Genomic DNA, 24,699 nt, shown 5'->3' with positions numbered 1-24,699 from the left:
GGGGCGATCCATGAACCGTCAGTGCTATCAGTTGGTCTTCAACCGTCATCGCGGCATGCTGATGGCGGTCGCGGAAACCGCCTCGACCACCAGCGGCCAGAGGTCACCGATGGCATGCGGGGCTGCCGGTGTGGTGGCACCGGCATCGTGGAAGTTCTGCACGCTGGTCTTGGCCCTGGCACTGACGTGGCAAAGCGTGGCACATGCGCAGATCCTGGTAGACCGCAACGCGCCGCGCGAAGAGCAGCCGATGGTGCTCAAGGCCGCCAACGGCGTGCCCGTGGTGAACATCCGGCAGCCCAACGCCAAGGGGCTTTCGGTCAACAGCTACCGGCGCTTCGATGTGGATGGACGGGGAGTCATCCTCAACAACGCGGGTGGCTCCAGCAAGTCCGAACTGGCCGGCTACATCGCCGGCAATCCGTGGATGCCCGCAGGTGGCGCGCAGGTCATCGTCAACCAGGTCAACGCAACGGACCCCAGCTACCTGCGCGGCTTCATCGAGGTGGCAGGCAACCCGGCGCAGGTGATCATCGCCAACCCTGCCGGCATCACCTGCGCGGGCTGCGGTTTCATCAACGCCCAACGCGCCACCATGACCACCGGCACGCCCGTCATCCGGCAGGGCAATCTGGAAAGCTATCGCGTCAACAGCGGCGTGATCAGCTTTGAGGGGCTGGGCCTGCAAGCCAATGACACCGCGTATGCCGACGTCATCGCCCGTGCAGTGCGCGTACATGCGGAGCTGCGGGCCAAACAGATCCGGCTCACCACCGGGCTCAATACGGTCAGTGCTGATCACGCGCAGGTCACGCCGGACCAGAGCGCCACCGATGGTGCGCCGGTGCGCGCCATCGATGTGGCAGCGCTCGGCGGCATGTATGCCGGCCACATCTACTTGAGTGCTACCGAACACGGCGTAGGCGTGCACAACGGCGGCACGCTCACGGCCACTGAAGGACAGCTGGTCGTGACGGCAGCCGGCCGCTTGGAAAACACCGGGACGCTGGCCGCACGGGGCGACACCGTGATCGCTGCCGCCGGAGCGGTGAGCAACGCCGGCAGCGGCACGATGGGCTCCGAAAGCACGCTGCGCATCCACGCCACTGCACTGGACAATGCCGGCACGCTTGACGCCAGCCGGCAGCTCCAGATACGCACCACCGGAGCGCTCATCAACCAGGGTAGCTTGGGCGCCAGGGACAGCACCCTCCTTGAAGTCGGGACACTGGAGAACACCGGCACGGGACGCATCGGGAGCACAGGCGACACCCGCGTGCAGAGTAGTGGTTCGATACGCAATGCAGGCAGCCTGCTAGGGGATACCGGCGTTACGCTTGCTGCGGTCACGCTGGAGAACACCGGCAGCGTGCTCACCCCCGCCACGCTCGCACTGCGTATGCGCAACATGCTGGACAACAGCGGCAAGATCGGCAGCAATGCCCGGCTTGAGCTACGCGCCACGACCCTGACCAATCGGGGAGATATTTATTCCGCACGGGAATCGGTCCAGTTGCAGGTAGCAGGACGGCTCTTCAACAGCGGCAGCATCGAAGCAAAACGGACACTCGATGCCGAGGCGGTAGCGATTGAAAACCAGGGGCGCTTCATCGGGGAAGCGGCACTCAACGCCAGCGCAAGCGCCGCCCTCACCAATGCTGGCACCATGGGTAGCAGGGCCGGTGCCGACTTCAAGGCTGCTACCCTCGACAATCGCGGCACGCTCAGTGCAGTCCAATTGCTCGCCCTGAAAGTGACCGGCAAATTCACCAACGAAAAAAACGTCGGTGCCGGCAGCACCCTCCAGATCGATGCCGATGCACTGGACAACAGCGGCAAGCTGTTCTCGCACGGTAGCTTGCTGATGCGTATCGGTGGTGCTGCACTCAACAGCGGCAAGATTGGCGCAGACGGCACGGTGGATTTCCGGACGGCCTCTCTGGTCAATGGCGGAGCACTCTATTCGCTGGCCAAGAGTGTCGACATACAAACACGAGAAAGCATCACCAACAGCGGTACTGTTGAGGCCAAGACATCCGTCTCATTGAAGGCGGCGGCCCTGAACAACAGCGGGACGTTCACCGCCGAGGGCACCATGAAGCTCTCGCTGCAGCAGGGCTTGAGCAACACCGGAGAGATCGGCGCCAACGATACGCTCACCGTCAATGCGGCCACGCTGGAGAACCGGGGCAGGATCCGTTCGGCCGAGAGTTCTCTCGAACTGACGACAGACGGAAAGACCCGTAACCAAGGAAAGATCCTCGCCGACACCCGGCTGGAGATCACGGCCACTGGCATCGACAACAGCGACGGCACGCTGGGCGGCGGCGAGGTGGTGATTGATGCGCGCAACCGGCGTTTCAACAATCAGCGCGGCGTACTCTTTGCGCGGCAAGACCTGAAGGCAGAGAGCGCAGAGCTCGACAATCGTGCCGGCAGTATCGCTGCCCGGGGCAAGCTGACGCTCTCCAGCGGTGAAGTCAACAATGAGGGCGGATTGTTGCAGGCCCTCAAGAGCCTCGACCTCGATACCCACGGCCAGGCACTGTACAACCAGCATTCGGGCAAGGATCAAGGTGTGCGTGCCGGCACGGCTCTGCACATCAAGGCCGGCGCGCTGGGCAATGGCGCGGGTGTTGTGGTGGCAGGTGGCGAAGCCCGTCTTCAAGTGAGCACCCTCGACAATCAGGGTGGCGATATCGCCACTGGTGGTGGGCTGCGCATCGAGGCCGGCAGCGTGGACAATCGCGGCGGGCAGTTGCAGTCGAAGGGCGCGATGCGAGTGGAGGTGTCAGCAGGCGACATGGATAACCGCCGTGGCCTGATGCGTTCCGACGAAGACATAACGCTGCAGAGCCAGAGCCTGCGCAACGACGACACCCAGGGCAAGGATCAGGGCATCGAAGGCCGCAGCGTAAGTGTTACCACGGGCGCGCTCTACAACAACAACGGTGCCATCCGCACCGGCCAGTCATTGCAGATCGCCGCCAGCGACAGCGTGGACAATCGCGGCGGACTCCTGTCTTCGCAAGGCACGCTGTCAGTCAATGACCTGGCCAGCACCCCCAGGCTGGTGATCGACAACGAGGGCGGACGCATCCTCGCAGGCGGCGACCTCAGTCTCACATCGCACTCCCTGATCGGCAAGGGCTTGCTGTTGAGTCACAGGAATCTGCGTATCGATGTGGCCACCGATCTGGAGCAGTACGGGGAAACCGTTGCCGGTGGCGATCTCGATCTGCGCACCGGCGGCCGCTTCAGCAACTACGGCACGCTGGCCGCAGGTGCAGCGTTGCGCGTGACTGCCACGGGATTCCAGAATCATGCGGGTGCTTCGATACTGGGCGGCGATGTCTCGCTGTCTGCCGGTGCGAGCCAGGACTTCATCAACCGCGGCCTGGTCGATGGCGTCACCACGCGCATTCAGGCTGGCACGCTCTACAACCTCGGTGCCGGGCGCATCTACGGTGACCGCGTCGCGCTTGCTGCAGATGTGCTGCACAACGCACCAGAAATCATCGATGGCGTACAAAGGGCGCCCGTCATCGCGGCACGTGAGCGTCTGGATATCGGCACCGGCTTGCTCTACAACAGCGAGCAGGCGCTGCTGTATTCAGTCGGCGACATGTCCATTGGCGGTGCCATCGGCAGCGACCATCGCGCGACCGGACGTGCTCGCGAGGTCAACAACACCAGCGCGACCGTCAATGCTGATGGTGCACTCACCATTGCTGCCGATGCGATCAACAACCGGAATGCGCATTTCGAGATCGCCGAAGAGAGCAAGCCGGGACGCAGGGTCATCCGCTATCGGCTGGATGGCTCACCGGACTTCATTTCCTCTGACGAAGCCAGGATCATCCATAAAGACAATGGCCAGATCATCGCCCCCGAGAACTGGCGTGCGATGGGCGATGAAGACAATTTCCGATTGCTGCTTGCTTCAGCGAAGTATCCCTTCGAAAAATTCGGAGCGGCCTCTGACTACAAGCATGCCGCCTATCAAAAACCCGAGCCCGAGACCTGGACTGAGAGTGGCAGCGTTCCCGAGGTGCCGGAAGTATTTTTCTATACGCCGGAGGACCCTATCTGGGAGCGCTTCGGTATCGCGAGACCGGCCCCATTGGCACCTGAACCGAAAAAGCCTCTGTATTGGACTTTTCCCGAGGCCAAGGATCTCTCTGAACATCTGCAGGAACAGTATCGGACCTTGTTGGCCTGGCAGGCATGGAAGGAGGCACGCACCGCCTTCGTAAAATCCTATGTGGAGCTCGATGAAGCCCTGCAAGCCTTTCGGAAAGACTACCAGCGGCGCTTGCACGGCCAGTGGATCATCTACGACGGCACCGAGCAGATCCAGCGCACCACCGTGACCCGCAGCGCCCCCGGCATGATCACCTCCGGTGGTGCGATGACCCTGGCCGCCGGTGTGGTCAACAACTACGCCAGCCAGTTCATCGCCGGTGGCCTGCTGGCCGGAGATGCCATCAATGGCACGGCCATCAACAACACCGGCCCCATGGGCAGGCAGACGGTCACCTCCACCGGCACGGCAGAGAAGACCTTCATCAGGAAACATTGGCTCAAGGCCGATGAGCGTCGTTATGAGAGCGCACCCTACGCCTCTCAAACGATAGAAACACAATTCCCACTTGATGTGAGCGCCACGCACGAGGCAGGCAGCACGCGCGAGCGTACTCCTCGCACACCCGCCACCGTTCCCGCCCAAGCGCTGCCGGATGCGGGCAAGACGGCTGACCTGCGTGCTCCCGCCGTCGACGTGAGCCTGCCGGCCAATGCCTTGTACCAGGTCAATCAGAGCAGCGTGGCCGCACCCCTGGTGCGGACCGATCCGCGGTTCATCGGCCAGCGCAACTGGTTGTCGTCCGACTTCTTGGTGCGTGCGTATCAGGACCGCTTCGGGCCTGCGCCGGGGTACCAGCGTTTCGGCGATGGCTTCTACGAACAACAGCTGATCCAGCGGCAGATCCAGGAAGCCACCGGCCAGCGCTATCTGAACGGCTTCAGCAACAACGAGGCGCAATACCTGGCGCTGATGCAAGCCGGGCTGCAGCAGGCGCAGGTCCAGCGCTATGCGTTGGGTATCGCACTCTCCGAAGCACAGATCGCCCAGCTTAAAACGGACATCGTCTGGCTGGTACAGCGGAGGGTGACGCTGGCCGATGGCCGTGAGCAGGAAGTGCTGGTGCCGCAGGTCTATCTGCAGCCGTCGAGCCTGCGGGTGAGTGGTCGCCAGACCCTGATCGCCGGCAATGAAGTCGCCTTCCAGACGGTGCAGGACATCCTCAATCGCGGCGGCACCATCGCCGCACGAACGGGGGTGACGCTGCGCGCGGACAACGTCCGCAATCTCGGCGGGCGCATCGAGGGCGGCTCGGTCCGCCTCCTGGCGCAGAGCGATATCGAGAATGCCGGCGGCGTCATCGATGCCAACGACAAGCTGGTGCTGAGTGCGGGCCGGGATGTCGTGCTTCGCAGTACCAGCGTCACGACTGCCAATGCCATCACCACGGGACGCAATATCGATCAGGTGGCCAGCGTGAGTGGCAAGGACGTGGTGCTGCTTGCTGGCCGCGACCTGCAGGCCGATGCGGCCGTCATTGCCGCCTCGGGTGACGCCGTGTTGGCGGCGGGCCGGGATGTGCGTCTTGGTGTCGTGCAGGAATATTTCCGGCAGGAGATCCGTTGGGCCGATGACAAGGGCGGCAGCAACTGGGTCAGCAGGCTGACCGGTCCGAATCTGGTGGACCGTGCCAATGGTGCACACGGCACCAGCGAGGTCGGCATCAATCGCGCTGTGGTGACCGGCAGCAAGGAGGTCGCCACACAGGTCAGCGGCAACAGCATCCGCATCCAGGCGGGTCAGGATGTGACGAGCAAGGGCGCGCAGGTGGTGGCGGAGAACGCGCTGCAAGTCGAGGCCGGGCGTGACATCCACATCGGCACCGCCAACGTCTCGGCCAGCGCACGTGATCAGGGGCAGCGCAGCAGCAGCGGGATCCTGACGGCCAGGACAGTGCGCACCGATGACGCCAGCAGCACCAGCCGCGAGGCCGGCAGTACCTTCTCCGGCGAGACGGTGCTGGTGCGCTCGGGCAACGATATGAATGTCAAAGGTAGCCAGATCGTTTCGACGCAGGGCACGACCATTGTGGCTGGCCATGACGTGAACATTGTTGCCGCAAGCGAGAGCAGCAGCCAGCGCAACTTCCGGCAGGAGACCACCAGTGGCGTGATGGGGGCGGGCATCGGCGTGACGGTGGGCAGCCGCATGCAGAGCCGTGATGTGGATGGGCAGTCACAGACGGCCTCTGCTTCCACGGTAGGGAGCGTGGCAGGCGATGTCAGCATCGTGGCGGGCAATCGCTATACGCAGGTGGGCAGTGATGTGCTGGCACCGGGTGGCGATATCGACATCGTGGCCCGGACGGTCAGCATTCTTGCTGCCCAGCAGAGCAGCCACACCGTGACCGAGGACAAGTTCCGCCAGCAAGGGGTGACGGTGGCGGTAACCAGTCCTGTGTTGTCGGCGGTGCAGACGGTGCAGCAGATGGCGGAGGCAGCCAGCAAGACAAGGGACCGGCGCACGCAAGCCCTGGCCGCAGCGACAGCAGGATTGGCGGCATCCAATGCGGCGGACGCCGTCATCGCGGGCCAGGGCAAGACGATCAATGACAAGCCGAATCAGATTGCGACGGGACCGACGGATCCCGCCACCGGGAAGACGCCGGCCCGCGATGCCAATGCCGCCGACAAGGCCGGCGGCATCAACCTGGCCTTCAGCCTGGGCGCGAGCAGCAGCCAAGGCAGATCGGAGCAGACCCACAAGACGGTGCGCGGTTCAAGCGTATCGGCAGGCGGAAGCGTCGCCATCACTGCCAATGGCGAGGGGGGTGACGGCAACATCCTCGTCCAGGGCAGTGACATCAAGGCGGGCGTGGACGGTACGCTGAAGGCCGCCAATGAGGTCCGGCTGATGGCAGCGCAGGAGACATCGGCGCAACACAGCCGCAACAGCGGTGCGTCGGGATCGGTCGGTTTCTCCATTGGGACTGACGGCTTGCTCTTCACGGCAAGCGCCTCCGGCAATCGCGGCAAAGGCGATGGCGAAGAGGTCAGGCAGGTCAATTCTCACGTCGATGCAGGTAACAAGCTCAGTGTCGCCTCGGGCGGCGATACGACCATCAGCGGTGCGGTCTTGCGGGCCCGGCAGGTGGAACTTGACGTGGGCACCAACGGCAAGGGCAACCTCAATATCGCCAGCCAGCAGGACACCAGCACTTACCAGAGCCGCCAGCAAAGCCTGGGCGGCAGTGTCTCGGTGGGCATGGGGAAGATGGGCGGCAGCGCCAGCTACAGCCAGTCGAAGGTCAACAGTGACTATGCCAGCGTCATCGAGCAGTCAGGGGTCAAGGCCGGTGAGGGGGGCTTCCAGGTCAATGTGCGCGGCAATACGGATCTGAAGGGGGCCGTGATCGCCAGCAGCGAGCAGGCCGTGGCAGAGAACAAGAACCGGGTAACTACCAAAACACTGACCCGGAGTGATATCGAGAATCGCGCGAGTTATGAAGCGCAGAGCGTCGGCATCAGTGGCGGCTACAGCACGGGCAAGGATGGCGGTCTGTCTGCGCTGCCACCGCTGGTCGTTGGTGCCAGTGAAACTGCAACAAGCACGACCCGCAGCGGAATCAGCGGCGGCGTCATCAGGATCACCGATGAGAAGCAGCAGCAGGCGCTGACGGGCAAGACGGCAGAGCAGACGGTGGCTTCGGTGAATCGGGAGGTGAGCAGCAGCAAGGAGGGAAGCAATGCGCTCAAGCCGATCTTCGACAAGGAGGAGATCGAGAATCGGACGGCCATTGCGGGGGCCTTTACGCGGGAGTTGGGGAGCTTCCTGAACAACCGGGCGAAGGAGGCGGATGAGGCCAAGCGCAAGTTGGATGAAGCCATTGCCGACGAGCGTGCAAAGCCGGAGGAGCAGAGAAATGAAGCGAAATTACGTAGTCTGACCGACCAATACTTCGCTGCGGATCAGTGGTCCCCTGGTAGTGGCAATCGACTGCTCATCACTTCCATCGCGGCGGCACTGTCCGGAAAACTCAGCGGTTCTTCGGCTCAAGTCATGCAGGCAGCCACTGTCAACTATTTGCAGGGAGTGGGTGCAGCGCAGGTCAAAAAGATTGCCGATAGCCTGGATAACGATGCAGCACGCGCAGCACTGCATGGGATTGTCGGGTGTGCGGGCGCTGTGGCTAAAGATGCTAGTTGCGGATCGGGTGCGCTGGGGGCGTCGGCCGGGACTGTGCTCAATAACTTGTTAGGTTCGACTGACAGTCTCAGTAGTGAAGAAAAGGAGGTGCGGAAGAATCTGGTCGCCAGCATTGTGGCTGGCATCGCAAAGTTATCGGGACGGGAAGATGTTCCTGCTTCCGTAGTCTCTGCTCAATTGGAGACTGAGCAGAACGCATTGGGTACACGCGTCAATCAATTCCTGACGGGTATGCGTAGCTGTTCTGCTTCATCCAGCGAAAGTTGCTTCGATGAACTGAAGGAGAAGACCGAACGAGATCGGCGGTCTTTCAATGCAAGGTTGGACAATGCGTGCGCCAGTAGTACGGCATCTCTCTTAAGTTGCCAAGACATGATCCGGACAGGGCAGAGCGCTTATCCCTACATCGGCCTGGCAATGCTGTATGCGAAGACGGGAGAACAAAAGGAATACGTCAGGCAAAAGCTGGCCGAGCAAGAGAATGATTTGATTGCCCAGTATCCGAGATTGGAAGCGCTTGGGGCCAATGCATCTCTGACAGAACGCATGCTCGTTGAGTTAGCGTCGACGATTGATAATCCTGCGGGTGCTGTCGTCACGTTGAATTCGCTTCGAGAGCGGATTCTGGCTATAAAGTCCCCAACGAAAGGCGGCAGTGCGCTTCCGGTACCAGAAATAGTTATCGCGCGGAATGGGTTGCGCTACAAGTCTAATTCTAAACATACAACTGGTAGTGCAGGCAATTACAAAAAGGCTGGAATTGAACCTCAAAATTCGCTTGACCTATTTAATTCATCAATAGAAACGAGCAACAAAGGAACAAGGTTGACGCTCGATAAGGAGGGGAACATCCATCGATTCTTTGACGATAATACGGGTACTTATCACTGGAGTGGCAGTACTGCAGACAAGAAGGTCCCGTTGACGATAGATGAGTTACGACAGTCGGGCCTGTCTCGCGACTTAAGAAAGCTAGGAGTGAAATAAATGATCATCGGCGATACATCGACCTTTGCATTTTGGTATGACATTCATTCGGAGTCGAATGGTTTTTGCTTCGGTCCATTTAACATCTTTATCAATGGAAAGACAGTCTTCAGGAGGACCGAAGATAGTTTTACCTTGAACATGATTGCCGCAGATTTGGATCGATCTTTCGATGGGCAGCAAACGGTTACGCAGGTCCCGAGTGGCTATGACGCCGAAGAGCTATTCGTTACCGCCACGCAGAGCCGAGGCTATTTTCCGGCCACAGATCCAGAATTTCCAAGCTTTTGGTGGAGAGATGATGGTGGAAAAATGGGGCAGCTGACAGACCTCTATGTTGATATCGTTGACGAAAGAAGAAGAAGCCCCCCTTTTGGATTAGAGCTTTCGATGTATTCAGATATTGGGGACGCTGGATGGCACTTCTTCCTTTTTCAGAGCCCGGGTGCGGAAATACTGATTTACTCCAAGGACCGAGGGAAAAAGGTTTTCAGCGCGGTAATGAACGAGGGCGAGGTAGAAAATGTTATCCGCAAATATTCTAAGGCGATGAAGAAAATTTTCCTATGAGAGTGCAACGGATCTATTGAATGATCGAGAAGCGAGCGATTTCACTTGCTAATCGTTTGTTCTAGAACGAGCGCACGCATCCGCCCGAGCGAAAGTGTGCTGAACACTATATTTTTTCTAGTTTGAATGACGAGGGATTCGAATGTTGGCAGGAAATTCTCGATATTTTGCCCTGTGGTACGACGTAGTAAGAACTACGCCAAGAAGTATTTATGGGCCGTTTAATGTTTTCGTGGCGGGGGCGCTATTGTTGGATGACGTTGACGCCGAATCTGAACTCATTTCTATAGCCTCGGACCTAAAGAAGACGCTTGCTGGAATTAATAAGTTATCGGAAATTCCGAAATATGGGAAACCTCAGGAGCAGTTTCTGCGTTCGCTCCATGAACACGGCTATCTGAGTTTCGAGGATCCGATAGTTCCTGATCATTGGCAGAGAGAGGGCAGCGAAAAAATAAGAGAGTTTATGCAGACGTTTAATGACCTTATAGAGGAGCGACGAGTAGACCCTCCATTTGGTCAGGAAATTCTTATGGGACCAAAGCTGCGTGAAATCGGCTGGAGATTTTTCCTATATTCAAGGGGGAAAAGGGAAGTCGTAATGATTTCTGGTGATCGTGGACTAACAGTTATGAAACGTGTGCTACCAAAGGGAAGCGTTATGGCTGCGATCTATACCTTCTTAAGTTCTGAAGATTTTTCACTGTTTCCTAACGCATAGCGTTCTTGCTCTTCACTATCCTGGAAGCGAGCCAAGGGGATTGTCAGCAGCGGCGTCATCAAAATCACCGATGAGAAGCAGCAGCAGGCGCTGACGGGCAAGACGGCAGAGCAGACGGTGGCTTCGGTGAATCGGGAGGTGAGCAGCAGCAAGGAGGGAAGCAATGCGCTCAAGCCGATCTTCGACAAGGAGGAGATCGAGAATCGGACGGCCATTGCGGGAGCGTTTACGCGGGAGTTGGGGAGCTTCCTGAACAACCGGGCGAAGGAGGCGGATGAGGCCAAGCGCAAGTTGGATGATGCGCTAGCGGAGGAGCGGAGCAAGCCGCTGGAACAACGCGACGAAGCCAGGCTGCGGGGCCTGACGGAGCAGTATCTCGATGCCGAAAAGTGGTCTTCGGGCGGTACGTATCGTCGGTATGCGACGGCCATTGCAGGTGCAGTGACAGGCAATCTGAGTGCATCTTCATCGCAGTTCATCCAGGCGGCGGCAGTCAATTATCTGCAAGGGCTGGGCGCTGAACAGGTCAAGAGGATCGCTGACGACCTGCAGAGTGAGACCGCTCGATCCGCCTTGCAGGGCATCCTGGGATGCGCCGGTGCCATGGCCAAGGAGGCAGCGTGTGGTGCCGGTGCGCTGGGCGCATCGGCCGGTACTGTCATCAATGCGCTGCTGCAGTCTGCGGAACGGCCGGGCAGTCAGGAGAAGGAGTCGCGCACGAATCTGGTGACCAGCATCGTGGCGGGGATTGCGACGGTTGCCGGAAGCAAAGCCAATCCAACGGCTACGCTCGCCGCCCAGCTGGAGGCAGAAAACAATGCCTTGGGGGTGAGCTACTCCAAACAATTCCTGAACAAGATCAGGGCTTGCGACGCATCGCAGGGGGCGTGCTTTGCCGAGCTGAAGGAAGACGCTGCGAAGCAAAGAAAATTGTTTACGGAGCAGTTGGAGAAGGGGTGCAGCGGAGCAGCGGCGACTCCCTATGCCTGCGAGGCGGTGATGAGCTCGGGGCAGGCTGCGCTCAGTGATCTTGCTCATGCGCTGTACTTCGCGAAGACGGGGGATCAGAAAGCGTACGTCAAGGCGCTGATTGTCGAACAGACCTTGGATATGGACCGGCAATTTCCCAATCTGGCGGCGCTGGGGGAGAGGGCTGGTTTTCTGGATCAGCTGGCTTTGCAACTGCAGCAGATGTGGGCGGATGTCGGGCCTGCGGGGGCAAGTTCAGGGTTGATCAGTTCGGGGAATGTGGCGATAAGTCATGCCAAGAAGCCATACGTTCCTAGCGTGAAACCGGTAGCCAACATGGACCAGTTTTTTAAAGGCTCTGATTTTGGAGAGCAGGTACGAGCGAACACAGACAAGAGGCCTACTATTTATGATGGCCAAACGGTCTATGTCGCTGAACGGAAAATTGGAACGCAGATTAAAAAAGGTGACCAGCTATATTTGGATGGCCGTCACAAAGATCATCTTGAAGTATTCGATAAGCACGGAAACTTTAAATCTGTTCTTAATTTGGATGGGACACGCAACGAGGTTAAGACGAATGCTGCAAAAGCGCAAAGGAGAAGACTGAGATGATAGATATACGCAGAATGGATTTGATTAAAGAAGTATTTCAGGACTTGTCCAAAAATCGGCAACTGCTGCGGATGGAAATAAATGATGACAATGGTGGAAATGAAAGATCGATCGTGTATCTCAACTACGATTTTTCGCTGAGCGAGAAGCTGAAAATTGAACTGTCGAACCTAATTCACTATTTTCAAATGTATCGACGTGCTCTTGACGAACACGATCGATTGGCGGCCTTATTCATGATCACCTGCGCTGGCGATCTGGCCCGGACGCTCTCGGATGTGTTCGGTGGTATTGAGGACGCTATTGATAAAGTGATGTACAGGGATCTGAGGTTCTCTTGGCCATCTGTGCCCGAGGGATACAAGATTCCCCAGCCATTGCTGGTGGCCGCCAAGGAAAAATTGAAGTGTATGGCGGATTTTGGCAGTGCGGCCGATCACGACGTACTGATGTTCTGGGAAAGCTCAGGAGGAAAAATTGAGGTGGTGAAAAAAGATAGCGTCGATGTCATTCGTAAGACATTTATTGAATCGGCCGAAAGCATCGGTGTATCGAGAAAGGAAATGAATGAAAGTATGGATGAGAATAATCATTTCGAATGGTGTATTGACTATCGGCGCTGCCTGGGAGCGCAGCTGGAGGTAGATCTTGATGAACTTCTTCTCTTCCTTGAAGCTCATCGGATCGCGATCCAGCAGAACGATCAGTTGGCGGCGTACATAGCGCTCCTTTATTGCGGAATCCATGCTCAGAACGTTTCCGGTTTTTTTCTAAACATTAAGGACGAGGTTGATAGGGTCGCTGTTCTTGATAAAAGATTTTCGTGGCCTTGCATACCAGACGGCTACGAACTTCCTAAACATTTTGGTTTGTCACCCCATTCTTGATAGGCAGGATTTTCTCCGCGTATTTTTTCAACTGAAAAAGAGCATCTGTGGCTATCGTTCAGTTCTGAATTGCTCACAAGAAAAATGAACACCGTCATAAATTTAGACGTCGTCCAGACGACCTTTTTGTCGCTGGTTCAATCCGTAGGTTTGACTAAAGAAGAGATCATGTCCGAGGTAGACGAGCACGGACGATGCCACTGGTCAATTAATCACGACGCATCCTTAAGCTTGGAGTTCTGTAAGAACTTGCAAGCGCTGACTTCTTTGTTTGAGTTTTCTAATAGAGCAAGGCTCTCCGGTGATGACTTGACTGCCTATTGCGCGCTGATGCGAGCTGGGTTGCATGCGCTTACATTGCAGGATGTTTTCGAAGAGATCATGAACGATGTCGATAAGGTTCTGTACGGAGATAAAAGATTTTTCTGGCCCTCTATCCCGGAGGGATATCAGATACCTCAGTATTTGTTGGCGGCCGGAGCTGACACAATCAAGCGCGTGAAGGGTCCTGATGACACTGCGGGTCGCGACGGACTGATGCTATCGAAAGGCGCGACAGGAGAAATTGTAGTGATGGGAAAGGATCGAATCGACGCAATCAGGAAGACGTTCATCGAATTGGCTGAAAGCATAGGCGACACGCGAGAAGAAATGGATAAAGCGAAGGATGAAGATGATCATTTCGAATGGCGTATTGACTACAACTCCTCCCTGGGTGATCGTCTGGAGCGATATCTTGACCAGCTCTTGCTCAGCGTAGAGGTCCACCGTATTGCTACTCACAAGAGTGACCATTTGGCCGCTTACCTGGCCCTCAAGGATGTTGGAACTCATGCCCGATCGATATCGGAGTTATTCGGAGATATCAAGGCTGATGCGCATAAGGTCAGCATTTTCGATAAAAGATTTGCTTGGCCAGATATCCCTGATGACTACAGATTTCCAGAGCATCTGGTGACGAGCCACTAACGCCCCAACATAAACTCGAAAGCGACACATGGAAAAGTCCCAATGTTTCGGACTTTGGAAAGAGCACTGCGGAGAGGAATTTCCATCGCTGCGAGAAGTGCCACACGACATTCTCTCGCCGTCCGATGCGATGAAGGTAGCGGACTATCTTGATGGCTGCCCCGTCTGGATTGCTTCCCCGGGAATGGTCATGTCCTGCGTGAATTCAGACGAGGTGGCAGGTACCCTGTCTCTGAGGACGAACGGAAAATGGGCGTGGCAAGACACGATGGCCCATTACGTGCGCCGCTTGCGCATCAGTCCGCCCACCCAATTTTTATACGATATCAAGAACGGGCACGCTGCTATCCCATTGGAAAGTGAATTAGAGATCCACGCGATGCACTTCCCGGATTTTTGAATGCTTGTGCTGGAACAACGAGGCGCAGCAAGACCAGCGCCCCGTCTCACCCCACCCGCTTGGCCGCCAACGCATTCCCCACCCTGCTCACCGACTTGCGTCCCAACTGCTGCGAGATGAACTGTCCTGCCTCGGCCACCGCATCCAGGTCGATCCCGGTCTCGATCCCGAGCCCGTTCATCATGTACAGCACATCCTCGGTCGCCACATTGCCAGTCGCGCCCTTGGCATAAGGACATCCCCCCAGCCCCGCCACCGACGCGTGATAGATGCTGATGCCCGCCTGCAGACTGGCATAGATATTGGCCAGCGCCTGCCCATAGGTATCGTGGAAGTGACCCGACAAGCCTTCGATATGGAATTCACGGATCGCCGTCTCCATCACCGGCCGCACCTTGCCCGGCGTGGCCACGCCGATGGTGTCGGCAATATCGATCTCGTCACAGCCCAGCTCGCGGAAACGCCGCACCACGTCGGCCACCGCGTCCAGCGGCACCTCACCCTGGTACGGACATCCGAACGCGCAACTCACCGCCGCACGCAGGCGCTTGCGGTGGTCCTTGGCGGCCTTGGCCACTTCGGCAAAACGTTCGATGGATTCGGCAATGGAGCAATTGATGTTCTTCTGCGAGAACGCCTCCGAGGCCGCCCCGAAAATCACCACCTCATCCACCCCCGCCTCCAGCGCCGCCTCGAAGCCCTTCATGTTGGGCACCAGCGCGGAATACACCACGCCCGGCTTGCGCGAGATGCCGTGCATCACCTCGCTCGAAGTCGCCATCTGCGGCACCCACTTGGGCGAGACGAAAGAAGCCGCCTCCACATTCGGAAAACCCGCCGCCGAAAGCCGGTTGACCAGCTCGACCTTGACCTCGGCGGAAATGGTTTCCTTCTCGTTCTGCAAACCGTCGCGCGGTCCGACTTCAACGATCTTCACTTTCTTGGGCAGGCTCATCATGCGGGTCTCCGTTGGGGGTGTTGTATTGCGTGGATGGCTGTAGAACAGTTCAGCTGGCCGCCGGCGCGGCATCGAGACGCACATCGGCCACCGTGCCGCCGGTCATCTTCTCCAGCTGCGCGGCCGTGAGGTTGAAGACGGCATGCGGATGGCCGGCCGCCGCCCAGACGCTGTCAAAGTTGAACAGGTCCTGATCGATCAGCATCACCGGCTTGACCACGTGGCCAATCGGGCAGACGCCGCCGATGGCATAACCGGTCGTCTCGCGCACGAACTTGGCGTCGGCCTTGCCGAGCGGGCCGGTCAGGGCGGTGACCTTGGCTTCGTCCACCCGGTTGGCTCCGCTGGCAATGACCAGCACCGGCGCACCGTCAGAGACTCGGCGGAAGATGATGGACTTGGCAATCTCGGCCACGCTGCAGCCCACGGCCGCAGCGGCTTCGGCAGAGGTGCGGCCGGTCGAGGGCAGCATCGTGACCGGTTTGTCATGGCCCATCGCCGCCAGCAGGTCGGCAACACGTTGGGCGGAAGAGGGCAGGGCGGCAGCAGGTTCGTTCATGGCGTTCATGGCGTTTGACTAGGAGGCGCAAGGCCGGCAGCAGGACAAGCCGGAAATGATAACAGCACCCCCGCCCCCTCTGCCGCGCAGGCCCGCATTCAGCGATCCAGCAGGAACACGCCATCGCTGGCGGCGGCTCCCGCCTTCTGCAGTTGCGCTACGCACCAGTCGGCCAGGGCTGCATCCTCCATCTGCAGGAAGCGCGCATTGGTGATGCGTAACAAGGGGATCTCCCGCATCATCGTCGGCAAGTCCGCCAGTGCAATCCGGCCGCGTTCCAGCAGCAGGAATTTCACCAGGACCTTGATGCCATTGTGCGCATTGCGCAGCGGATCGGCCTGCAGATAATCCAGCCGCGAGAAGGCCTTTTCCAGCGCATCGTCCACCTCCGTGAAGGGCGCGCCATGGCCAGGAATCACGGTGCGCACATCGAGGCTGCGGATCAGCTCCAGCGTGGCGCGCGCTTCTTCGAAACCGGATTCGCCATCCAGCTCCGGGAAGATGATCCCGAATCCATTGCGCCACAAGGCATCGGCCGAGATCAGCACGCCCTCCTGCGCGCAATACAGCAGCAGCGCATGCGGGTCATGGCCGGGCGCGGCCAGGGCGGTCCAGTCGAGATCACCCAGGCGCAGCACGTCGCCGCTGCGGATCAACTGATCGTGCGTAAAGCGCGGACAGCGCTGGCCGGTGGCGCGGTAGCTCAGGGCGTCTTCGTCCCACTGGCGCACCTTGGCATCCTCGGCAGCCGGGATGGCAATGCGGCAGCCATAGGCGGCGTGCAGGGCGGCATTGCCGCCGCAGTGGTCCGAATGCAGATGGGTATTGAGCAGCACATCGAGCCGCTCACGCCCGCGCTGGTGCAGGACGTGGCGCACCAGCGTCTGCGTCTGTTCGGCATGGGCAACGTAGCCGCTGTCGATCATGGCGACTTCATCGCGGCCGAACAGCAGCACGTTGTTGGACGACAGCCAGCCCCGCTCCAGTACGTGCAGCGAGGGGGGCAGGCGCAGTGCGGACGTGTTCACGGCGCGCTGCTCAAGCGGCCTTGAAGTCCAGCAGCTGCGCACCTTCGGCCACCTGGTCGCCAACCGCGTAGCGCATCGCTTCCACTGTGCCGGCCGAGGGGGCGGCGATGGTGTGTTCCATCTTCATGGCTTCCATGATGAGCAACGGCGTGCCCTGCGTGACGCTCGCGCCCTGGTCCACCAGCAGCGCGACGATCTTGCCGGGCATGGGCGCGGTCAGGCGTCCGCCCTCGGCCTCTGCATGGCCGGCGTGGGCCATCGGGTCGAGCAGGCGCAGGCTGTGCTGGCTGCGGCCATCGAAGAGGTGTAGCCCTTCGCCTTCCCAGGCCACATCGGCTTGCAGGGTACGGCCGTCCAGGGAGATGCGCACGCTGTCGGAGTTGGCCGCATGCAGGGCCAGCGTGTGCGTGTTGCCGCCGATCTGCAATTGCCATTGCCGGCCGTCGCCTGCGTAGTCGATCCGGACTTCGCTGTTGCCTGAGTCATCCTCGAAATTCAGGCTGCGTTGCAGGCGGGTATTGAGTCGCCAGCCGCTGGTCTGTGCCCAGGGATCGCGGCTGTCCTGATGGCGCTGCTCCTGTTGCAGCAGGGCTGCGGTGGCCAGGGCCAGCGTGTCGGTCGTGGGCGCAACCGGGGGAGGGAAGAGCGCGTCGCGGTGACGTTCGATCAGGCCGGTATCGAGATCGGCCGTCGCAAATGCCTGGCCTGCAATCAGCCGCTGCAGGAAGCCGATGTTGGTCGCCAGTCCGACCACCTGGTATTGCGCCAGCGCACGCGCCATGTTGCGCAGGGCCGCATCACGGTCCGCACCCCAGACGATGAGTTTGGCGATCATCGGATCATAGAAGGGCGAGATGGCATCGCCCTCGCGCACGCCAGCGTCGATGCGCACGGCCGCCGGTTGCGTGGCGCCGGGTGCGGCCAGCGTGAATTCTACTGCAGGGGCGCTGCGCATGCGGGTGAGCGTGCCGATGGCGGGGAGGAAACCTTTCTCGGGATTCTCCGCATAGATGCGCGCCTCGATGGCATGGCCCTGGATGCGCAACTGCTCCTGCTTCAGCGGCAGCGGCTCGCCCGAGGCCACGCGCAATTGCCACTCCACCAGGTCCAGTCCGGTAATCATTTCCGTGACGGGGTGCTCGACCTGCAGGCGCGTGTTCATCTCCATGAAGTAGAAACTGCCATCCTGGTTGGCGATGAATTCCACCGTGCCGGCACCGACGTAGCCAACCGCACGGGCAGCCGCAACGGCCGCCTCACCCATGGCGGCGCGGCGGCCGCAACTCATGCCGGGGGCCGGGGCTTCTTCCAGCACCTTCTGGTGGCGGCGCTGCACCGAGCAGTCGCGCTCGAAGAGATAGACGCAATTGCCATGGCCATCGGCAAAGACCTGGATTTCGATATGGCGCGGACGGGTCAGGTATTTCTCCACCAGCACGCGGTCATCGCCAAAGCTGGAGATCGCCTCGCGCTTGCAGGAGGCCAGTGCCGCTTCAAAATCTTCACTGCGTTCGACCACGCGCATGCCCTTGCCGCCGCCACCGGCGCTGGCCTTGAGCAGCACCGGGTAGCCGATGCGGTCGGCTTCGGCGCGCAGGAAATCGCTCTCCTGGCGCTGGCCGTGATAGCCCGGCACCAGCGGTACGGCGGCCGTTTCCATCAAGGCCTTGGCGGCGGATTTGGAGCCCATGGCATCGATGGCCGAGGCCGGCGGGCCGATGAAGACCAGGCCGACGTCGGCGCAGGCCTGGGCGAATCCTGCGTTCTCCGACAGGAAACCGTAGCCGGGATGGATCGCCTGCGCGCCCGTGGCCAGTGCGGCGGCGATGATCTTGTCGGCGCAGAGATAGCTTTCCTTGGCCGGGGCCGGGCCCAGGTGCACGCTCTCGTCGCAGGCGGCCACGTGCTTGGCCTGTGCATCGGCGTCGGAATAGACGGCCACGGTGGCAATACCCAGGCGGCGGGCGGTGGCGGCCACGCGGCAGGCGATTTCGCCGCGATTGGCGATCAGGATCTTGGTGAACATGGTGTCTCCTCGGTGGCGCGCTTCAGATGCGGAAGACGCCGAATCGGGTCTCTTCGATGGGGGCGTTCAGGGCGGCCGACAATCCCAGCGCCAATACCTGGCGGGTATCGGCAGGATCGATCACGCCGTCGTCCCACAGGCGCGCCGAGGCGTAATACGGATGGCCCTGGGTTTCATATTGGGCGCGGATGGGCTCCTTGAAGGCGGCTTCCTCTTCGGCGCTCCAGCTGCCGCCGCGCGTTTCGATGCCGTCGCGCTTGACGGTAGCCAGCACGCTGGCGGCCTGCTCGCCACCCATCACCGAGATGCGCGCATTGGGCCACATCCACAGGAAGCGCGGCGAGAAGGCGCGGCCGCACATGCCATAGTTGCCCGCACCGAAACTGCCGCCGATGATGACGGTGAGTTTGGGCACTTTGGCGGTGGAGACGGCCGTGACCATTTTTGCACCATGGCGCGCAATGCCCTCGTTCTCGGCCTTCTTGCCGACCATGAAGCCGGTGATGTTCTGCAGGAAGATCAGCGGGATCTTGCGCTGGCAGCACAGTTCGATGAAGTGCGTGCCCTTCTCGGCGGCTTCCGAAAACAGGATGCCGTTGTTGGCGATGATGCCCACCGGCATGCCGTGCAGGTGCGCGAAACCGCACACCAGCGTGGTGCCGTAGCGCGCCTTGAATTCATCGAACTCGCTGCCGTCGACGATGCGGGCGATGACCTCGCGCACATCGAAGGGCTTGCGCGTATCGGTCGGGATCACGCCATACAGTTCCTGCGCCGGATACTTCGGCTCCACGCTCTCGCGCAGCGCCAACTGCTGCGGCTTGCGGCGGTTGAGGTGGCTGACGATGTTGCGCGCGATGGCCAGGGCATGGGTGTCGTCCTGGGCCAGGTGATCGGCCACGCCGGAGAGGCGCGTGTGGACATCGCCGCCGCCCAGTTCTTCAGCCGTCACCACTTCACCGGTGGCCGCTTTGACCAGCGGTGGCCCGGCCAGGAAGATGGTGGCCTGCTCCTTGACGATGATGGACTCATCGCTCATGGCCGGTACATACGCACCGCCTGCAGTGCAGGAGCCCATCACCACCGCGATCTGCGGAATGCCCTTGGCCGACAGGTTGGCCTGGTTGTAGAAGATGCGGCCGAAGTGATCGCGGTCGGGGAAGACCTCATCCTGGTTGGGCAGGTTGGCCCCGCCGCTGTCGACCAGATAGATGCAGGGCAGGTGATTGAATTCGGCGATCTCCTGCGCGCGCAGGTGCTTCTTGGCCGTCATCGGATAGTAGGTGCCGCCCTTGACGGTGGCATCGTTGCAGACGATCACGCACTCCTGCCCGGCCACGCGGCCGATGCCGGTGATGATGCCGGCCGAGGGGGCCGCATCTTTCAGGTTGCCTTCGCGGTCTTTCTCGCGGTACATGCCGTAGGCGGCCAGCTGCGAGAATTCCAGGAAGGGCGTGCCGGGGTCCAGCAGCCTCTGAACCCGGTCGCGCGGCAGCAGCTTGCCGCGTGCCACGTGCTTCTCGCGCGCGGCCTGGCCGCCGCCTTCGGCGATGGCCGCTACCTTCTGGCGCAGGTCGTCGACGATGCGCTGCATGGCATCGCGGTTGTGCTGGAATTCCTCGCTGCGCGGGTTGAGCTTGCTTTCAATCTGCGGCATGGTTTGGTCTCTCTGTTCAGTTTCTTGTTGTGCTGTCGGCCGCACCGGCGCTGGTGCAGCGGTGCATGGTGCAGAAAACGTCAGTCCTCCGGGAAGCGCCCGTCCACGTAATACCAGCGGGCCTGGCCACTGTCGTCAGGCTGGCGCACGAAGTTGCTGATCTCGTGCAGGCGGTGCGCCTTGCCACCCACCTTGAAGCGCGCCACGAACTCGACGGTCGCTTCATCGCTGCCGCTGGCGTGCTGGTGTTTCTTGATGTCCAGGCCGATCCACTTGACGTCGGTTTCGCTGGTCAGCTCTTCTTCCGGCAGCGTGTCCGGGAACCAGGTCGCGCGCAGGTAGGCTTCGTCGCGCAGGGCGAAGGCGGTATAGCGCGAGCGCATCAGCAGCTCGGCCGTGGCCGGCACCTGGCCACCGGTGATGAAGCGGCCACAGCATTTCTCGAAGCTGGGCTGGCCGCAGGGGCAGGGGCCGGACTTGTCTTTCTTGGTGCTCATCAGATCTTTCCGTTCTTGAGGAAGGCTTCCAGCTGGGTGAAGCGGTCGAAGCCCCAGAATTGTTCGCCATCGACGATCATGAAGGGCGAGCCGAAGACGCCAGCCTTGCCGGCCGCTTCGGTGGCTGCGCGCAGCTGCTCCTTCAGTTCGGGCGTACCCAGCGCCGCTTCCAGTGCTGCGCGGTCGATGCCGTTGTCGGCGGCGATGCGCAGCACGTTTTCGGGCACGCTGATGTCGATGTCTTCGGTGAAGTAGGCGCTGTACAAGGTCTTGATCAGGTCCACCGCCTTGGCCGGCTGGGTCTGCTGCACCCACAGCGTGGCGCGTGCGGCGACTTGCGTGCCGATGGGGAACTGGCTCGGGGCCTTGTAGAAGATATTGTGGAAGCGCGCGGTGCGCTCCATGTCGTGGCGCGAGTAGTCGCCCTTGACCGGAATGTTGGCCAGCGAATTGGTGCCCAGTGCCTTGAAGATGGGACCCAGCAGGATGGGATGCCAGTTGACGCTGCGGCTGTATTTCGCAGCCAGCTTGTCGATCTCGACCGCAGCGAAGTAGCCGTAGGGCGAGCTGAAGTCGAAGTAGAAATCGATGGGTGTGCTCATGATGTCCGTTGTGTTTGGAGTTTCAAAAGAGGGGAGGGCGCTTACAGCGTATCGGCAAACAGTTCGCGGCCGATCAGCATGCGGCGGATCTCGCTGGTGCCGGCGCCGATCTCGTAGAGCTTGGCATCGCGCCACAGGCGGCCCACGGGATATTCGTTGATGTAGCCATTGCCGCCCAGCGACTGGATCGCTTCACCCGCCATCCAGGTGGCCTTCTCGGCCGAGTAGAGGATGGCACCGGCGGCGTCCTTGCGCAGGGCGCGTACCTTGTCCGCGCTGTCGGCACGGTCACAGGCCTGGCCGACCGCATAGACGTAGGCCTTGCAGGCCATCATGGTGGAATACATGTCGGCCAGCTTGCCCTGCATGAGCTGGAATTCGCCGATGGCCTGGCCGAACTGCTTGCGGTCATGCACATACGGCACCACCACATCCATGCAGGCCTGCATGATGCCCAGCGGGCCACCGGAGAGCACGCTGCGCTCGAAGTCCAGGCCCGACATCAGCACGTTGACGCCACGGCCGACGCCGCCCAATACGTTTTCTTCGGGGACTTCGCAATCCTGGAACACCAGTTCACCGGTGTGGGAACCGCGCATGCCGAGCTTGTCCAGTTTCTGCGCGACGGAAAATCCTTTATATCCTTTTTCCACCAGGAAGGCGGTCATGCCGCGCGCCCCGGCGTCGAGATCGGTCTTGGCATAGACCACCAGCACGTCGGCATCGGGGCCATTGGTGATCCACATCTTGCTGCCGTTGAGCACGTAGCGGTCGCCCTTCTTGTCGGCGCGCAGTTTCATGCTCACCACATCCGAACCGGCATTGGGTTCGGACATGGCCAGCGCACCGATGAAGTCGCCCGAGATCAGCTTGGGCAGGTACTTGCGCTTCTGCTCTTCGTTGCCGTTGCGCTTGATCTGGTTCACGCACAGATTGGAGTGCGCACCGTAGGACAGGCCCACCGACGCCGAGGCGCGCGAGATTTCTTCCATCGCGATGATGTGCGCCAGGTAGCCCAGTCCGGCCCCGCCGTATTCCTCGCCGACGGTGATGCCCAGCACGCCCAGGTCGCCCAGCTTCTTCCACAGGTCCATGGGGAACTGGTCGCTGCGGTCGATCTCGGCTGCGCGCGGAGCGATCTCCGTTTGGGCGAAGGCGGCAACCGCTTCACGCAGGGCGGCGATGTCTTCGCCATGGTCGAAATTGAGGCCGGGCAGATGGATCATGGGTGTCTCCTCGTTGGGTGTTTGGGGAATTCTTGTTGTGATGTGGAACGATTGCTGTTGCTTGACGTTAACGTCAATGAAGGCGGTCTGCGCGTTGCGAAATGCCGTTTGCGTCAGGCCGCTACCGCCTTGCGTTTGCTCTTCGGTTTGGCATCGGCCAGCAGTTGCCGGCATTCCTCTTCGTGGGCGGCGATTTCGGAGAGGGTCAGTTCGAGGTCTTCGCGCTGCTGTTCCAGTTTTTCGCGATGCTGTTGCAGCAGGCCCAGGAAGCGCTGCAGCTGCGGCTGCGTATCCTTGGGCGATTCGTACATGTCGATCAGGTCCTTGATTTCGGCCAGTGTGAAGCCCAGGCGCTTGCCGCGCAGCGTGAGCTTCAGGCGCGTGCGTTCGCGCGCCGGATAGACGCGATGCCGACCGCCCACCCCCTCGCGCTTGGGATTGAGGATGCCGTGGTCTTCGTAGAACCGGATCGCGCGCGGCGTGATCGCGAATTCTTCCGCCAGTTCGGTGATGGTGTAGGTAGGCATGGACGGGATGGATTGGGTTGGTCTGGCACTTTACGTTAACGTAAAGTATATTGTGCCCTGTCGTCCAGCAAAAAATGCAGGGCTGGTGCGACGCCTTTGACCTCCCTCTTGATGATCGCCAGGCTTACTGATGAACGCTCTTGAATCCCAGCTCGACTACGCCTTCGGCGACACCCTGCCCGACACCGGCCACACCATGGAGGTGGCACCGGGCGTGCGCTGGCTGCGCATGGGGCTGCCCTTTGCGCTGAATCACATCAACCTGTGGTTGCTGCAAGACGAGCTCGACACCCCGCAAGGCCGCCAGCGCGGCTGGACCGTGGTCGATTGCGGCATCGCCACCGACGATACGCGCGCGGCCTGGGAGCGCATCTTCACTGAAGAACTCGATGGCTTGCCCATCCTGCGCGTGCTGGTCACGCATTGCCATCCCGATCACGTAGGCCTGGCCGACTGGCTGTGCCAGCGCTGGCAGGCACCGCTGTGGATGAGTACCGGTGATTACGCTTTTGCGCGCGTGATGTCGGCGGCCTTGCCGGGGGCCGAGGGCACGGCGGCCACGCCGCATTTCCAGCGGCATGGCCTGGCGGATCCCGAGACGGTGGCGACGCTGCAGGGGCGCAATACGTATTACCAGGACCTGGTGCCGGTGGTGCCGCACGCGTATCACCGCATGCAGGATGGCCACGCGGTGCGCATCGGCGGACGCGACTGGGAAATCATTACCGGATTCGGTCATTCGCCGGAGCACGTTTCCCTGTATTGCGCGGCGCTGAATGTGCTCATTTCGGGGGACATGGTCTTGCCGCGCATCTCCACCAATGTATCGGTGTTTGCGATCGAGCCGGAGAGCAATCCGGTGCAGCAGTATCTGGATTCGCTGGCGAAATACGCGCACCTGCCGGGCGATGTGCTGGTGCTGCCTTCGCATGGCAAGCCCTTCCGTGGCTTGCATACCCGTATCCAGCAGTTGAACGACCATCACCGCGAGCGTCTGGCCGAAGTGCTGGCGGCCTGTGCCACACCGCAGACGGGCGTGGATATCCTGCCGGTGATGTTCAAGCGGCCGCTGGATACGCATCAGCTGTCCTTTGCACTGGGGGAGGCGGTCGCGCACTTGCACAAGCTCTGGGTTGACGGCGCGGTGAAGCGCTTGTTGGGGGAGGATGGGGTGTATCGGTTTGTGGCGGTGTAAGCCTTCTTGCATCAAT

17 protein-coding genes are annotated in these 24,699 nt (G+C 60.4%); 8 read left to right on the top strand and 9 right to left on the bottom strand.

Annotated features, from left to right (window positions below; genetic code table 11):
- Positions 1–10 precede the first annotated feature (10 nt).
- The 7 genes from E2K99_RS24740 to E2K99_RS24710 all read left to right on the top strand — a co-directional run bounded on the left by E2K99_RS24740 (position 11) and on the right by E2K99_RS24710 (position 14,408).
- Positions 11–9,277: a two-partner secretion domain-containing protein gene (locus tag E2K99_RS24740; RefSeq protein ID WP_134223918.1), complete on the top strand. Its 9,267-nt coding sequence runs from the start codon at positions 11–13 to the stop codon at positions 9,275–9,277.
- Positions 9,278–9,847, top strand: a complete 570-nt coding sequence (locus E2K99_RS24735; protein ID WP_134223917.1) for an Imm42 family immunity protein — start codon at positions 9,278–9,280, stop codon at positions 9,845–9,847.
- Positions 9,848–9,989: 142 nt separating this feature from the next.
- On the top strand, positions 9,990–10,568 hold the full coding sequence (locus tag E2K99_RS24730; RefSeq protein ID WP_134223916.1) for a hypothetical protein: 579 nt from the start codon (positions 9,990–9,992) through the stop codon (positions 10,566–10,568).
- A gap of 138 nt (positions 10,569–10,706) precedes the next feature.
- Complete coding sequence (locus E2K99_RS25640; RefSeq protein WP_166675111.1) at positions 10,707–12,152, top strand: hypothetical protein; 1,446 nt, start codon at positions 10,707–10,709, stop codon at positions 12,150–12,152.
- The gene (locus E2K99_RS24720; protein WP_240733815.1) at positions 12,149–13,039 is read left to right on the top strand and encodes a hypothetical protein; all 891 of its coding nucleotides are present in this window, start codon (positions 12,149–12,151) and stop codon (positions 13,037–13,039) included. Before E2K99_RS25640 ends, E2K99_RS24720 begins: the two co-directional genes overlap by 4 nt.
- 84 nt (positions 13,040–13,123) lie before the next feature.
- A complete protein-coding gene (locus tag E2K99_RS24715) occupies positions 13,124–14,008 on the top strand; it encodes a hypothetical protein (protein ID WP_134223915.1) in 885 nt (294 codons plus the stop codon).
- A gap of 28 nt (positions 14,009–14,036) precedes the next feature.
- Positions 14,037–14,408, top strand: a complete 372-nt coding sequence (locus E2K99_RS24710; protein ID WP_134134215.1) for a hypothetical protein — start codon at positions 14,037–14,039, stop codon at positions 14,406–14,408.
- 46 nt (positions 14,409–14,454) lie between these two features.
- Here the strand turns inward: E2K99_RS24710 and E2K99_RS24705 are convergent, their stop codons facing one another.
- The 9 genes from E2K99_RS24705 to E2K99_RS24665 form a co-directional block, all read right to left on the bottom strand.
- Complete coding sequence (locus E2K99_RS24705) at positions 14,455–15,363, bottom strand: hydroxymethylglutaryl-CoA lyase (protein WP_134224236.1); 909 nt, start codon at positions 15,361–15,363, stop codon at positions 14,455–14,457.
- A gap of 52 nt (positions 15,364–15,415) precedes the next feature.
- Positions 15,416–15,925, bottom strand: a complete 510-nt coding sequence (locus tag E2K99_RS24700) for a YbaK/EbsC family protein (RefSeq protein WP_134223914.1) — start codon at positions 15,923–15,925, stop codon at positions 15,416–15,418.
- A 98-nt stretch (positions 15,926–16,023) separates the two neighbouring features.
- A complete protein-coding gene (locus E2K99_RS24695; RefSeq protein WP_134223913.1) occupies positions 16,024–16,953 on the bottom strand; it encodes an MBL fold metallo-hydrolase in 930 nt (309 codons plus the stop codon).
- A 10-nt stretch (positions 16,954–16,963) separates the two neighbouring features.
- A complete protein-coding gene (locus E2K99_RS24690) occupies positions 16,964–18,979 on the bottom strand; it encodes an acetyl/propionyl/methylcrotonyl-CoA carboxylase subunit alpha (protein WP_134223912.1) in 2,016 nt (671 codons plus the stop codon).
- A 22-nt stretch (positions 18,980–19,001) separates the two neighbouring features.
- A complete protein-coding gene (locus tag E2K99_RS24685) occupies positions 19,002–20,636 on the bottom strand; it encodes a carboxyl transferase domain-containing protein (protein ID WP_134223911.1) in 1,635 nt (544 codons plus the stop codon).
- An 80-nt stretch (positions 20,637–20,716) separates the two neighbouring features.
- Positions 20,717–21,133, bottom strand: a complete 417-nt coding sequence (locus tag E2K99_RS24680; protein WP_034339977.1) for a YchJ family protein — start codon at positions 21,131–21,133, stop codon at positions 20,717–20,719.
- The gene (locus E2K99_RS24675; protein WP_134223910.1) at positions 21,133–21,735 is read right to left on the bottom strand and encodes a 2-hydroxychromene-2-carboxylate isomerase; all 603 of its coding nucleotides are present in this window, start codon (positions 21,733–21,735) and stop codon (positions 21,133–21,135) included. Before E2K99_RS24675 ends, E2K99_RS24680 begins: the two co-directional genes overlap by 1 nt.
- 41 nt (positions 21,736–21,776) lie before the next feature.
- A complete protein-coding gene (locus tag E2K99_RS24670; protein WP_039790199.1) occupies positions 21,777–22,961 on the bottom strand; it encodes an isovaleryl-CoA dehydrogenase in 1,185 nt (394 codons plus the stop codon).
- 113 nt (positions 22,962–23,074) lie between these two features.
- A complete protein-coding gene (locus tag E2K99_RS24665) occupies positions 23,075–23,488 on the bottom strand; it encodes a MerR family transcriptional regulator (protein ID WP_008333608.1) in 414 nt (137 codons plus the stop codon).
- A 130-nt stretch (positions 23,489–23,618) separates the two neighbouring features.
- On the opposite strand from E2K99_RS24665, the gene E2K99_RS24660 reads away from it, so the two are divergent.
- The gene (locus E2K99_RS24660) at positions 23,619–24,683 is read left to right on the top strand and encodes an MBL fold metallo-hydrolase (RefSeq protein ID WP_134223909.1); all 1,065 of its coding nucleotides are present in this window, start codon (positions 23,619–23,621) and stop codon (positions 24,681–24,683) included.
- Positions 24,684–24,699 lie beyond the last annotated feature (16 nt).

Origin of the sequence: Herbaspirillum huttiense (assembly GCF_004367745.1) — a bacterium.
GTDB classification, from domain to species: domain Bacteria; phylum Pseudomonadota; class Gammaproteobacteria; order Burkholderiales; family Burkholderiaceae_D; genus Herbaspirillum; species Herbaspirillum huttiense.
The sequence above is the reverse complement of the archived record's forward strand: the minus strand, read 5'-3'. Positions and strand labels throughout refer to the sequence as shown.

What these genes read in the sequence shown, in the direction of transcription:
- E2K99_RS24740 (WP_134223918.1), top strand. Translation starts at nt 11, where the DNA reads ATGAACCGTCAGTGCTATCAGTTGGTCTTCAACCGTCATCGCGGCATG.
- E2K99_RS24735 (WP_134223917.1), top strand. Translation starts at nt 9,278, where the DNA reads ATGATCATCGGCGATACATCGACCTTTGCATTTTGGTATGACATTCAT.
- E2K99_RS24730 (WP_134223916.1), top strand. Translation starts at nt 9,990, where the DNA reads ATGTTGGCAGGAAATTCTCGATATTTTGCCCTGTGGTACGACGTAGTA.
- E2K99_RS24720 (WP_240733815.1), top strand. Translation starts at nt 12,149, where the DNA reads ATGATAGATATACGCAGAATGGATTTGATTAAAGAAGTATTTCAGGAC.
- E2K99_RS24715 (WP_134223915.1), top strand. Translation starts at nt 13,124, where the DNA reads ATGAACACCGTCATAAATTTAGACGTCGTCCAGACGACCTTTTTGTCG.
- E2K99_RS24710 (WP_134134215.1), top strand. Translation starts at nt 14,037, where the DNA reads ATGGAAAAGTCCCAATGTTTCGGACTTTGGAAAGAGCACTGCGGAGAG.
- E2K99_RS24705 (WP_134224236.1), bottom strand. Translation starts at nt 15,363, where the DNA reads ATGAGCCTGCCCAAGAAAGTGAAGATCGTTGAAGTCGGACCGCGCGAC.
- E2K99_RS24700 (WP_134223914.1), bottom strand. Translation starts at nt 15,925, where the DNA reads ATGAACGAACCTGCTGCCGCCCTGCCCTCTTCCGCCCAACGTGTTGCC.
- E2K99_RS24690 (WP_134223912.1), bottom strand. Translation starts at nt 18,979, where the DNA reads ATGTTCACCAAGATCCTGATCGCCAATCGCGGCGAAATCGCCTGCCGC.
- E2K99_RS24685 (WP_134223911.1), bottom strand. Translation starts at nt 20,636, where the DNA reads ATGCCGCAGATTGAAAGCAAGCTCAACCCGCGCAGCGAGGAATTCCAG.
- E2K99_RS24680 (WP_034339977.1), bottom strand. Translation starts at nt 21,133, where the DNA reads ATGAGCACCAAGAAAGACAAGTCCGGCCCCTGCCCCTGCGGCCAGCCC.
- E2K99_RS24675 (WP_134223910.1), bottom strand. Translation starts at nt 21,735, where the DNA reads ATGAGCACACCCATCGATTTCTACTTCGACTTCAGCTCGCCCTACGGC.
- E2K99_RS24670 (WP_039790199.1), bottom strand. Translation starts at nt 22,961, where the DNA reads ATGATCCATCTGCCCGGCCTCAATTTCGACCATGGCGAAGACATCGCC.
- E2K99_RS24665 (WP_008333608.1), bottom strand. Translation starts at nt 23,488, where the DNA reads ATGCCTACCTACACCATCACCGAACTGGCGGAAGAATTCGCGATCACG.
- E2K99_RS24660 (WP_134223909.1), top strand. Translation starts at nt 23,619, where the DNA reads ATGAACGCTCTTGAATCCCAGCTCGACTACGCCTTCGGCGACACCCTG.